The organism is Fodinicurvata fenggangensis DSM 21160 (genome assembly GCF_000686045.1).
Classification (GTDB): domain Bacteria; phylum Pseudomonadota; class Alphaproteobacteria; order Kiloniellales; family DSM-21159; genus Fodinicurvata; species Fodinicurvata fenggangensis.
Window position 1 is genome coordinate 62,880 of record NZ_JMLV01000011.1, and the last position, 12,134, is coordinate 75,013.

The following is a 12,134-nucleotide window of genomic DNA, read 5'->3' on the forward strand; positions in this document are numbered from 1 at the left end:
GCGAATTCTGATTTATTGATAATCAAGACAGCGTTCGAATGATTTCACAGGTCTGATTTCATTCAATAAACCCGCATTACGCGTAGAAATCACCATCTGCATTTTCTGCTTTTCAGATGAGGCCGCTTCAGCTTTTCGCTGTCACAGGGCGAACGAAGGCTCCGTAGCCAGCAGCGACAGACGAATCTGGGTATTCCCTAACTATGATAATTATGATTATAATTAAGCGTGTTCAGGGAAACGAATGACGGTTACGTGGCAGGACTCGATCGGACATACCAGGCGCCTTCACTCCGCCCAAAGAAGCGTTCCGACGTGATCGTTGAGCAGATCAAGCGATGGATCGTGGAAGAGGGTAAGAGGCCCGGCGACAAGCTGCCGCACGAGAAGGAACTGATCCGTATCTTCTCGGCCGGCCGGGGCACGGTGCGCGAGGCCCTGAAGTCGCTCGAAGTACAGGGGCTCATCATCAACATGCCGGGCGCCGATGGCGGCGCCGTCCTCAGTGAAGTGCCCTATGGGCGCGCCATGCATCTGCTGCGCAACTACTTCCACTCACGGACCGTCACCTTCGCCCAGGTCTATGCCGTCCGGAAATTCGTCGAGCCCGAGGTCGCGGCCTCAGCCGTCGGCCATCTGAGTGAGCGGGATTTCGAGCAACTTCAGGCTTCGATCAAAACCTGCCAGTGCAGCGACCGGGATCGCCACTTGCAACGCAAGGCACAGCGTACGGCCGAACTCGATTTTCATGACATCATAGCCCGGGCCTGCCCAAACCCGCTGATGAGCTTCATCGGGCGCTTTCTCAACGACGTGCTCAGGGACCTTGTCGTCCTCAGTGCCGAGAACTTCACCCGGCACGGTGACTTCCTGGCGCAAAACTGCCGCTACCACGCTTCAGTGACGGACGCCCTGAGGAAAGAGGACGCCGAAGCCGTCAGGGCCCTGATGCACGAACACATGATCGATGCGGAAAGCTACATGACCGAGCTGGATGCTCAGATAGAGGGAACATGGCTGGGTCCGCCCAGAATGCGCGAGGAGGGTGCCTCCATGCTTCCATCAAACACTTAACGGAACTGCGGTGCACGAGCTGAGATGGGAATGATCAGAATATGACAATAACAAGCTTGGTACCGTCGGTGATGAATGCCCTGACCCTGATCAGTGTGCTAATGCTGGTCGCTATGGGTCTGGGCATCATCTTCGGCATGATGCGCGTCATCAATCTGGCGCATGGCGAATTCGTCACGATCGGCGCCTTCACACTTTCTGTGCTGCAGGAGCTGGGCGGCAGCTACTGGCTGGCCCTAATGGTCGCCCCGATCATCGGCGCCCTGGCCGGCCTGCTGGTGGAGCGTCTGATTGTCCAGCACCTCTACACGCGATGGCTGGCCACCATCCTGGCCACCTGGGGGCTCAGCCTGATCATAGCGCAGATCCTGCAAATCATTTTCGGCGCCGGGCCACAGAGCGTCAGCGCACCGATCAGCGGCACCATGGACATCCTGGGAGCCTCCTACCCGGCCTATCGCGTCTTTATCGTCCTCTTCTCTGCTGCAGTCCTGGGCCTCGTCCTGCTCATGTTCTCGCGCAGCAACTTCGGCCTGGACATCAGAACGGTCATACAGGACCGCGACATGGCCGAAGCCTTGGGCATCGACACGAAGCGTGTCTTCTCCAAGGCCTTCATGCTTGGCGCGGCCCTGGCCGCCCTGGCGGGTGTCCTTGTCGGGCCGCTGGCCGTGGTCATCGCCCAGATGGGCGTCAATTACCTGGCCAAATCCTTCTTCGTGGTGATTGTCGGCGGCGCCGGCAGTTTCTGGGGCATTGGTGCGGGCAGCGCCTTTGTCGGTGGCCTCGAAACGGTCTTCACGTACCAGATGCCCGTAACACTGGCACAGGCCCTCGTCCTGGCACTCGGCATCATCGTTCTGCGATTCCGTCCGCAGGGCATCGTCCCCCATGCGAATATCAAGTGGTAAGCAGACATGAAAATCCTGTCCGCCAGACAAGGCCGTAACCCCATCCGCGAGCTGTCCACCCCTGCAACAGCCATCGTCCTGGGTATAGTTGTCTTCGTCATTTCACTTTATGCCGATTATTACTGGATGATGATCCTGCGGGATGCCCTCGTCTTCGGCATTTTCGCGCTGTCCCTGGATTATCTCTGGGGCCGAACCGGCCTGTTGAGCTTCGGCCACGCGACTTTCTTCGGCATCGGAGCCTACGCTGTCGCGATCCTCAGCACGAACTTCGACATTGCCAACATCACGTTGCTCGCGTTACTGGCCGGTATTCTCGCCTCTGGCCTTGTCGCTCTGTTGTTTGGCTATTTCCTGCTTTTCGCGGGTGTGCGCGGCCCCTATTTCACCATCATGACGCTCGCATTGACTGTCATTGCCAGCCACATCGCCGTGGCCTGGGTCGATGTCACGGGCGGAGATTCCGGAATAACCGGCGTTCAGCCTCTCAGTCTTACCCTCGGAGATTTCGAGTTCGTCATTTTTGCACCACAGACGGGTCTCTATGTGGCTCTGGCGCTACTGCTCATCCTACTGCTCGTGATTTGGAAGGTCGCAACCAGCCGCTACGGCCGACTGCTCAAAGCCCTGGAGGTGAACGAACTCAGGGCCCGCACGCTTGGCTACAACACCCCGCTGCACCTGGTGGGCACCTTCACGATTTCGGCCATGATCGCGGCCCTGGCTGGTGGGCTCTACGCCTCCTTTGCCGGCTATGTGGCCCCCGACCTGATCGGCCTTCTGCTTTCGACGAAGGTCATCGTTTGGGTTGCCGTCGGCGGGCGCGGCACCTTGATCGGCCCCGTGCTCGGCGCCGTCTTCGTGATGCAGATCGAACGCGAACTGAGCAGCATCAACACCAGTCTCTGGCCCCTGTTCATTGGCCTTTTCTTCATCGCCATGGTCTTCCTATTCCCCAACGGACTGGTGGGCCTGGTGCAGGATCTTTCAGGAAAGATGTCGAAGAACCAAAAGAAGGGAGGCACCGAAAGTGCCTGACAGCAACACCGTCCCCCTCCTGTCGGTCGAGTCCGTCAGCAAGCGCTTCGGTGGCCTGACCGCCGTGGACGACGTCAGCCTGAAGGCCTATGCCGGCCAGATGCAGTGCATTATCGGAGCCAACGGCGCCGGGAAGAGCACCCTGTTCAACATGCTCTGCGGCTCCCTGAAACCCACCGAAGGAACCATCCTCTTCCAGGGAACCGACATCACCCGCCTGCCACTTCACAAGATCGCCCGGCTGGGCATAAGCCGGAAGTTCCAGGTCCCCAGCGTCTTCGACGAGTTGACGGTCGAGGACAACCTGGACCTTGCCAGCAAGGTGCACGGATCCGCTGCGGAAAGGCGGGTGAACGAAGTCCTGGATACCATCCAGCTGACGGGGCAGCGCTTCATCAAGGCCTCCAACCTGGCCCACGGCCAGAAGCAGTGGCTCGAGATCGGCATCGCCTTGATGCCGGAACCGGAATTGCTTCTCCTGGACGAGCCGACCGCTGGCATGACGCGGGATGAAACCCGGAAAACGGCCGAGCTCCTGAAAGAAGTTCAAGAGGGAATCACCACGATCGTGATCGAACATGACATGAGTTTCGTGCGCAGGCTGAACTGCCATACCATCGTGCTGCACCACGGAAAGCTGTTGAGGGAAGGCGAGTTCGGCGAGATAGAACAGGACCAGGTCGTTCGGGAGGTCTACCTTGGAAAACAGTAAACCTGTCCTGGAGCTCAAGAACGTCCGATCCGGATATCAGAATATTCCGGTCATCAATGGCGTCAGCCTGGACCTCGCGGCCCAGGAAACCCTCTTCCTCTTCGGCCGCAATGGCGTGGGCAAAACCACCCTGCTGAAAACGATCTGCGGGCTGCTGAAGGCGCAATCGGGATCGATCAGCCTGAACCAGGAGGACTGCACCAACTGGCCGACCTTCAAGCGGGCGCGCAAGGGAATTGCCTACGTCCCGCAAGGACGGGGCATCTTCCCCAAGCATACGGTCAGGCAGAACCTGGTTGCAGGACTGCGCGCGTCTCCGGAAAAGAACGCGGAGATTCCCGAGCAGGTCTTCGAGTATTTCCCTATACTGAAGGAACGGATCCACCAGGCTGGAGGAACCTTGTCTGGGGGACAGCAGCAGATGCTGGCCATCGCCAGGGCGCTCTGTGGACGTCCGAACATCCTGCTGCTGGACGAGCCCACAGAGGGCATTCAACCCAGCATCGTGCAGGACCTTCAGGAGATCATCAGGACCATCGTCAAGGAGCACAAGGTCAGCGTTCTGCTCGTGGAGCAGAATTTCGAGTTCGGGATTGACCTGGCAAATCGTTGCATGGTCATGGACAAGGGTGAAATTGTCAGGAAAGGAGATGTATCTGAATTCAAGAACGACGACGTCATAGACGAAATACTGGCACTGTAAACCATTGTAAATTTCGTAGTGAACAAGGACGGCTGAGAAAAAGGGAGAAAAGAATTATGACCAGCAGTAAGATTACGAGAAGATCAACTTTGAAAGGCATGGCCGCAACGGGAGCCTTGGCCACCTCATCGTTTGGGTTTCCCGCCATCCTCAAGGCATCTGATACCGTCAACATCGGTTTCCTGACGGCCCTCAGCGGGCTGGAGACGATCCTCGGCGAGATCCAGCAGAACTGTTTCGAACTGGCCGTCGAGGACATCAACAAGGCCGGTGGGGCCGGCGGGCGCGAAGTTGTCTTCACGGTCGAGGACGATCAGACCCAGACCCAGGCAACCATCGACAAGGCGCGCCAGCTGATCTTCAGGGACGATGTGGACGTCATCATCGGCATGATCGCCAGCCTGGAGCATGAAGCCGCGCGCACGGTCACCAGCCCGGCCAAGAAACTCCTGATCTACACAACCTATTACGAAGGCGAGGTCTGCGACCCCTATTTCGCCGCAACAGGTCAGGTGCCCAACCAACAGATCGACCCGATGGTTCCCTGGCTGGTCGAGAATGTGGGCAAGCGCTGCTACATCGTCGGCTCGGACTACGTCTGGCCGCGCACCAGCTCCAAGTATATCCGCGAGGCCTTCGAACGTGCCGGTGGTGAAGTTCTGGATACGGAATTCTTCCCCTTCGGCATCCAGGATCTGGGGCCGGTCTTCGAGCGCATCAACGAGGCCCAGCCGGACATGGTATGGAGCATGCTGGCCGGGGCCGATGGCGGCACCATGCTGAATCAGTACAACAGCTTCGAGATGGAGCCGCAGTTGGTTGGCCAGGGCTTCGACGATGTCTATGCCAAGCGCTATCCCGAACTGGCCAAGGGCGTGATTGCCAACCAGAGTTATTTCATGAGCCTGGACACGCCTGCGAACAACGACTTCCTGAAGCGCTATCGCGAAAAGTTCGGAGACGACGTCCCGGTGAACGGCATCGGCGAAGCCACTTATGCCGCCACTTGGCTTTATGCAAAGGCCGTGGCCAAGGCAGACTCCACGGAAACGGAAAAGGTCCTCAAGGCGCTGCCCGAGGTCGACTTCGACGCACCCCAGGGCCACGTCAACATCTCCGCCAAGAACAACCACATGCGCTGCAACAGCATCATGGCGCGTGTCGGTGACAACGGGAACTTCGACATCATCGAGAATTTCGGACAGATCGACCCCGAAATTCCCGGATGCGATCTGACCTGATCTCACGAAGAGGGGCATGATGACCGTCATGCCCCTCTTTTTTTTGTTTTCTCAGCGGTGATGGCTATGAACGAAACGGCGCATTCTTATCTGGATGATTTCGACACGGGCAAGACGACCTCCAAGAAGGTGGTTGCCCGCTGCCTGGAAAGGATTTCCGAGCGGAATCCGTCCCTGCATGCCCTGAGCGAAGTGCTCGCGGAAGCGGCCCTGGCCCAGGCCGATGATATCGATCGCCGCAAGAGCGCGGGTCAGAAGACCGGGCGCCTGGCCGGCCTGCCGGTCATCATCAAGGATCTGGTCGACGTTGAAGGCGCCCACTGCAAGGCCGGGCTGGACTTCCTGAAGGATTACATCGCCGAACAGGATGCGGAACTGGTCAGGCGCCTGCGCGCCGAGGATGCGGTCATCCTGGGCATGAGCGAAACCGACAGCGGCGCCTTTCTGGTGCGCACGCCGCAGACGACTCATCCCGTCGCCCCCGATCACGTCGTGGGAGGTTCGAGCGGCGGGTCCGGCGCCGCCATGGCCGCCGGCTTTGGACTGGCCGCCATCGGCACGGACACCGGCGGCAGCATTCGCATTCCGGCGGCCTGCTGCTCGGTCGTCGGCTTCAAGCCCACTTACGGCCGGGTGCCGCTGGACGGCGTTCGGCCCCTGGCCTGGTCGCTGGATCATGCCGGGCCTTTGGTGAACTCGGCCGCCGACATCGCCCCGGTCCAGGCCGTCCTGGATCCGCAGTTCGACAACACGGGCAGCGCAAAGAGCGGTCCCTTCACGCTGGGCTACGATCCCGACTACTACGCCGACGCCGTGCCCGAGGTGCGACAGGCCTTCGAAAGCGCGCTGAAGCTGGCGGAAAGCCTGGGCCATGAAATCCGGAAGGTCTCCCTTCCCAGCCCGGAAAGCGTCCTGGCCTTCCACATGATCAACCTGACGGCCGAAGCGGGTGCCTATCATTTCGAAAAGTTTCCCGACCAGTGGGACAACTACCCCGAAGGCGTCCGCCAGGCGCTGGAGATCGCAAAGCGGGAACCCGCCTATCGCTATGTCCAGGCGGAACGTGCGCGACAGGGCGCAAGGGAGCAGGTCGCGAAGGCTTTCGAAGAAGTCGATTTCCTGATGACGCCGACGCTGCCCATCCTTCCGCCCAAAAAGACCGACGAGATGGCCGAAACGGCAAAAGGGCCCGTGCCTGTCCTGCAGGCCCACATCAGCTACACTTGTCTCTTCGACCAGACCGGCCATCCGGCCCTCTCCCTGCCGGTTTACCTCAATGAACAGGGACTGGGAGCAAGCCTGCAGATTGCCGGTCCACTCGATCGGGACAAGGCGGTGGTCGATCTCGCCGTCGCCCTGGAAGAAGCCAGGGGCCCGCTGCAAGGTTGACTTTACGCCTTCGCTTCAGCGCCCGTCCCGGCCATGTGGTCCGTGATCACCGCCAGGAAAGCCGCGCAGGAACGCCGCCGCAGGGCGATATCGTCGGGGCCATAGAGCATCAGCGCCTCAGCCGGCAGGCCGTTGCGCCCCGCCCGCCCCGTCTCCTGGTAATAGGCCTCGATGCTGCCCGGCATGATAGGCCAGCGCACGGATCCCCTGGTCGTTCAGCCACTCGACCGTGTCCTCAGTCTTGCGCTTGGACAGGCAATAGACGATGCCGCTCTCGCCCGGGTGCGCCATCAGCAGGCCCTCCAGCTGCTTCAACCAACCAGTTGGATATAATTGACACATTGCCGCTCGGCCCACATTCTAACGTCCTCATCCTCGGGCGGAATCACTTGCCGGGCACGCCGATGACCGGATCAGGAGGCTGTATTGGACTCTGCGGAGACACTTGTTGCCAATGAGGTTCCCCATAGCCAACGGCTAATCAATCCAGCGCTGCTGGTCATCGACATGCAGAACGATTTTGTGCGTGAAGGTGCGCCATTGGAAGTCCCCGACGCCCGCGCGACCGTGGACCCTATCAAGCGTCTGATCGGCAAGTTTCGCGAGCGCGGACATCCGATCGTTTTCACCCGTTTCTTGGCTAGGGAGACGCCTGACCTACTGTGGCTTTGGTCGCCGCAATGCCGTCCGGAGACAAAGTGCTGCTGGAAAGACCATATCCGCAGTTATCCGGACGCGCCGCATCCACTGCAATGTGCGCAAGTGGTCGATGAACTGGCCCCCGGCGCTGGCGACGTCGTTATCGACAAATACGGCTATGGCGCCTTTCACGGTACGGACCTTGATAAGCGTCTGCGCGCGCTTGACGTCAAGTCAATCTTGGCCACGGGCACTGTCACCCAGATCTGCGTCGAGGAAAGCGCGCGTGAAGCATTCCACTTTGGGTATCGGACGACGATTGTCTCGGACGCAGTTTCCTCATTCGCCCCGGACCTTCAAGCCTCGACACTCAAGAACTTCGCCATGAAGTTCGGGTGGACCACTGACACGGGCACCGTTCTCAAATGGCTGTAGCAAGGAACCTGGCTGGGCCAGACAGTCTGCGCAATGAAGACGCCTCAGTGCGTCTTGGACGCTGTTCCTAGGAATGCGATGCACGAGCAGGGATTGAGATCAAGCCTGCAGATTTCCGGTCCGCTCGATCAGGACAAGGCGGTGGTCGGCCTCGCCGTTGACCTGGAGAAGGCCAGGGGGCCGCTGAAAGGCTGACGTCAGGCTTGCGTCGCCGCCAGGTGATCCGTGATCACCGTCAGGAAGGCGTCGCCGTAGCGTTCCAGCTTGCCGGTGCCCACACCAGAGATGCGGGCCAGCGCTTCCTTCGAAGTCGGCCTAGCATTGGCCATCTCGGCCAGGGTGCGGTCGTGGAAGATGACATAGGAGGGCACGCCCTGGTCGCGGGCCAGTTCCAGCCGCTTTTCGCGCAGCGCCTCGAACAGCGGCTGCACCTCGGGCGGCAGCTCCACCGCCGCCTGGGCCCTGGGCGCCTTGCGGCCCGCGCCGCGCCGGGGCTTGCGCAGCTTCAGGCTCTCCTTGTTGCGCAGGAAGGCGGCTCCCCGCTCGGAGATCGACAGGCCGCCGTGCCCGGCCACGTCCACTGTAATGAGATCCAGCGCGATCATCTGGCGCAGGATCGCGCGCCAGCTTCGCCCGTCGTGTTCCTGTCCGATCGCCCAGGTGGACAGGCGGTCGTGCCCCAGGCGTTCGATGCGCTCATCGCTCTCGCCGCGCAGCACCGCGATGATGTGCGCCTGGCCGAAGCGCTGGCCGGTGCGATAGATGCAGGACAGCGCCTTCTGCGCCGCCTCGGTGCCGTCGAACAGCTCCGGCGGCTGCTCGCAGGTGTCGCAGTTGCCGCAGGGTTCCGGATCCTCGCCGAAATAGCGCAGCAGCACCTGCCGCCGGCAGTCGGCCGTCTCGGTCAGGCCCAGCAGGGCGTCCAGCTTGCGGTGCTCCAGGCGCTTGCGCGCCTCGGGCGCATTGGAGTCCTCCACGAAGCGCCGCCGCAGGGCGATGTCGTCCGGGCCATAGAGCATCAGCGCCTCGGCGGGCAGGCCGTCGCGCCCCGCCCGCCCCGTCTCCTGGTAATAGGCCTCGATGCTGCCCGGCAGGTCCAGGTGCGCGACGAAGCGCACGTCCGGCTTGTCGATGCCCATGCCGAAGGCGATGGTCGCCACCATGACGATGCCGTCCTCGTGCTGGAAGCGGCGCTGGCGCGCGGCACGCGTCCCGGCGTCCAGCCCGGCGTGATAGGCCAGCGCGCGGACCCCCTGGTCGTTCAGCCACTCGGCCGTGTCCTCGGTCTTGCGCTTGGACAGGCAATAGACGATGCCGCTCTCGCCCGGATGCCCGGCCAGCAGGCGCAGCAGCTGCCGGCGCGGGGTGTCCTTCTCGGAGATGGCATAGCGGATGTTGGGTCGGTCGAAGCCGGCAATGAAGCTGTTCTCGGGGGCGATGGCCAGGCGCTCGACGATCTCGGCCCGCGTCGGCGCGTCCGCCGTGGCCGTCAGCGCCATGCGCGGCACGCCGGGAAAGGCCTCGGCCAGGCAGGTCAGGCGTTGGTACTCCGGCCGGAAGTCGTGCCCCCACTGGGACAGGCAGTGCGCCTCGTCGATGGCGATCAGCGACAGCCGCGTCGCGTCGCGCAGCCGCTCCAATACCTCGGAACGCAGCAGCGTCTCCGGCGCCACATAGAGCAGGTCCAGCGTCCCGGCACGAACATCGTCCCACAGCTGCCCGCGCGCTACGCCCTCCAGACTGGAATTCAGCGCCGCCGCCCGCACCCCGGCGGCGCGCAGCGCGGCCACCTGGTCCTCCATCAGCGCGATCAGCGGCGAAACCACCAGCCCCAGCCCCTCGCGGCAGAGCGCGGGAATCTGATAGCACAGCGACTTGCCCCCGCCCGTGGGCATCAGCACGAAGGCGTCGTTGCCGGCGATCACATGATCGATCACCTCCGCCTGGCGGCCCCGGAAGGCATCATAGCCATAGACGGTCTTGAGAATCTCGAGCGGGGATTGGGGCATGAACCGGAAACACGCGAGTCGGGATGGGTGAGGAGAACTACATAACAGTTTCAACACCTGTCTACAGGGCCGTTTTCGCTCGGAGCTTCTTGCTAGAGGGCAGGTGTTGATATGCTCTAATATATCGGGCGACTATTTTGATATTCTATTATATATAACACTTTCTAAATTATATGCTATTATATATCCCACAAATCAATCGATATGTTATAATAGCTCATGACCAGTACGAATGAAGATATCATCAATGCCCTGAAGACGGGCCGTGCGGCCAAGGGGATCAGCCAGCGTGACCTCAGCGCCCGCACCGGTGTGCCGCAAAGCCACATCTCCAAGATCGAGAGCGGCAACGCGGATATCCGGCTCTCGAGCCTGATCGAGCTTGCACGCGCCCTTGAGCTCGAGGTCAAGCTGGTGCCGCGCAAGGCCTTGCCGGCCATAGACAGCATCATCCGCAGCAACCAGCCACCCCGGCCCGCCGCGACGCGCGCGCAGCATTTGAGAAACCAGGGCATGCAGGAGAGTCCTGCCTCCCAGCCACGGCCGGCCTACCGCCTCGATGAGGATGAAGAGAATCCACCTGGGCCAGAGGTTGATTGAGATGGCCGACGTCTCACTCCTGAACGTCCGGCTCCATGACCAGGTCATCGGCACACTGACCCATGTTCAAGGCGACCGCACACTCTTCAGCTTCACCGATGCCTATGTAAATGATGCGAACCGGCCGACCCTCGGCCTTCATTTCAAGGATGACCTTGGCGGATTGATCACCGAGCACGCAGCGACACAAACACGGGTCATGCCGTTCTTCTCGAACCTGCTGCCGGAAGGTCATTTGCGCAGCTATCTGGCCGATCGTGCCGGCGTCCATCCGCTGCGCGAGTTCTTCCTGCTGTGGGTTCTGGGCCGCGACCTGTCAGGCGCACTCAGGATCGAGCCGGCCGACGGCGAAGCCTGGCCGCCGGAAACAGATGCGGATGGCGAAGGCGCAGACTATTTGCGCGAGTCCGCGCTGCGCTTTTCGCTGGCCGGGGTGCAACTGAAATTCTCCGCCCTTGGCGATCCCAGGGCGAACAAGGGCCTGACCATTCCCACCGAAGGCGTCGGCGGGTCATGGATCGTCAAGCTGCCATCGGCACGCTTTGCGGGCGTCCCCGAAAACGAATATGCCATGATGACCCTGGCCCGAATGGTCGGCATCGACGTGCCCGAGATCGATCTGGTCGATCTGGACGCCATAGCGAACCTGCCCGAGGGGCTCGGCGAGTTCAGCGGAAAGGCCTTCGCCATCGCGCGCTTTGATCGCACAGCGGACGGTCCGGTCCATATCGAGGATTTTGCACAGGTTTACGGCGTCTACCCGGAGAACAAGTACAGGAACGCCAGCTACCGCAACATCGCCAGCGTCCTCGCAGCCGAAGGGACGGAAGCCGACATCAGGGAGTTCACGCGTCGCCTTGTCTTCAACACCCTGATCGGCAATGCGGACCTGCACCTGAAGAACTGGTCCCTGATCTACCGCGACCGGCGCACGCCGTCCCTGGCCCCGGCGTACGACTTCGTATCGACAATCGCCTACATCAAGGATGATGAAGCCGCCTTGAAATACGCCCGCAGCCGCCGCTTCGACGCGCTGAGCCTGGACGAGTTGTCCTACCTGGCCGGAAAGGCTCACCTGCCGGCAAAGCCGGTACGCGACACCGCAAGGGAAACCGTCGCCCGCTTTCAGGACACCTGGGCAAAGGAGAAAGCGCATCTGCCACAGGCGGAGAACGTCACCGAAGCCATCGATGCGCATATGGCCAGCCTGCCGATTGCCAGGCTGTAGGCAGCAGGATCAACCAGAATCATTGAATCCCGACGGGGCCAATCGGATCAGCTCCCGCCCTCCCAGCTCCCCGTCCCGGCACAATGAGCAGGCTCTCCACACAAACCCGTGGAATCCGACTTAGTGATTCATCTTAAGCGTGCTAACCGAATCTT

General features: G+C 61.2%; 12 protein-coding genes. 10 read left to right on the forward strand and 2 right to left on the reverse strand.

The window, feature by feature from the left end; all coding sequences use genetic code 11:
* Positions 1 to 315 precede the first annotated feature (315 nt).
* The 7 genes from BP38_RS20795 (at position 316) to BP38_RS0114300 (ending at position 7,068) form a co-directional block, all read left to right on the forward strand.
* The gene (locus BP38_RS20795) at positions 316 to 1,074 is read left to right on the forward strand and encodes a FadR/GntR family transcriptional regulator (RefSeq protein WP_211250336.1); all 759 of its coding nucleotides are present in this window, start codon (positions 316 to 318) and stop codon (positions 1,072 to 1,074) included.
* Positions 1,075 to 1,115: 41 nt separating this feature from the next.
* Positions 1,116 to 1,985 carry a branched-chain amino acid ABC transporter permease gene (locus tag BP38_RS0114275; RefSeq protein WP_035725395.1) on the forward strand — a complete coding sequence of 290 codons (870 nt, stop codon included), beginning with the start codon at positions 1,116 to 1,118 and terminating at the stop codon, positions 1,983 to 1,985.
* A gap of 6 nt (positions 1,986 to 1,991) precedes the next feature.
* Positions 1,992 to 3,023, forward strand: coding sequence for a branched-chain amino acid ABC transporter permease (locus BP38_RS20800; RefSeq protein WP_051609390.1), 1,032 nt, complete (start codon positions 1,992 to 1,994; stop codon positions 3,021 to 3,023).
* Positions 3,016 to 3,735 (forward strand): ATP-binding cassette domain-containing protein, encoded by a 720-nt coding sequence (locus tag BP38_RS0114285; protein ID WP_026988294.1) that lies wholly within the window; start codon positions 3,016 to 3,018, stop codon positions 3,733 to 3,735. The genes BP38_RS20800 and BP38_RS0114285 overlap by 8 nt, the downstream gene beginning before the upstream one ends.
* Positions 3,722 to 4,438 (forward strand): ABC transporter ATP-binding protein, encoded by a 717-nt coding sequence (locus tag BP38_RS0114290; RefSeq protein ID WP_035725397.1) that lies wholly within the window; start codon positions 3,722 to 3,724, stop codon positions 4,436 to 4,438. The genes BP38_RS0114285 and BP38_RS0114290 overlap by 14 nt, the downstream gene beginning before the upstream one ends.
* Before the next feature lie 56 nt (positions 4,439 to 4,494).
* Complete coding sequence (locus BP38_RS0114295) at positions 4,495 to 5,679, forward strand: substrate-binding protein (protein ID WP_035725399.1); 1,185 nt, start codon at positions 4,495 to 4,497, stop codon at positions 5,677 to 5,679.
* Positions 5,680 to 5,745: 66 nt separating this feature from the next.
* The gene (locus BP38_RS0114300; protein ID WP_026988297.1) at positions 5,746 to 7,068 is read left to right on the forward strand and encodes an amidase; all 1,323 of its coding nucleotides are present in this window, start codon (positions 5,746 to 5,748) and stop codon (positions 7,066 to 7,068) included.
* Positions 7,069 to 7,070: 2 nt separating this feature from the next.
* Here the strand turns inward: BP38_RS0114300 and BP38_RS23380 are convergent, their stop codons facing one another.
* Positions 7,071 to 7,253 (reverse strand): RecQ family ATP-dependent DNA helicase, encoded by a 183-nt coding sequence (locus BP38_RS23380; RefSeq protein ID WP_026988298.1) that lies wholly within the window; start codon positions 7,251 to 7,253, stop codon positions 7,071 to 7,073.
* Between the two features lie 241 nt (positions 7,254 to 7,494).
* Here BP38_RS23380 and BP38_RS20805 point away from each other — a divergent pair, with 241 nt between their 5' ends.
* Positions 7,495 to 8,142, forward strand: coding sequence for a cysteine hydrolase family protein (locus BP38_RS20805; RefSeq protein WP_051609392.1), 648 nt, complete (start codon positions 7,495 to 7,497; stop codon positions 8,140 to 8,142).
* 197 nt (positions 8,143 to 8,339) lie between these two features.
* On the opposite strand, the gene recQ is transcribed toward BP38_RS20805, so the two are convergent.
* Entirely contained in the window at positions 8,340 to 10,151 is a 1,812-nt protein-coding gene (gene recQ / locus BP38_RS0114325; RefSeq protein WP_026988299.1) for a DNA helicase RecQ, read from the reverse strand.
* A 219-nt stretch (positions 10,152 to 10,370) separates the two neighbouring features.
* Between recQ and BP38_RS0114330 the strand changes: the two genes are divergently transcribed.
* Both BP38_RS0114330 and BP38_RS0114335 read left to right on the forward strand, forming a co-directional pair.
* Entirely contained in the window at positions 10,371 to 10,751 is a 381-nt protein-coding gene (locus BP38_RS0114330; RefSeq protein ID WP_026988300.1) for a helix-turn-helix domain-containing protein, read from the forward strand.
* Between the two features lies 1 nt (position 10,752).
* Positions 10,753 to 11,979 carry a type II toxin-antitoxin system HipA family toxin gene (locus tag BP38_RS0114335; RefSeq protein ID WP_026988301.1) on the forward strand — a complete coding sequence of 409 codons (1,227 nt, stop codon included), beginning with the start codon at positions 10,753 to 10,755 and terminating at the stop codon, positions 11,977 to 11,979.
* The last annotated feature ends 155 nt before the right edge of the window (positions 11,980 to 12,134 follow it).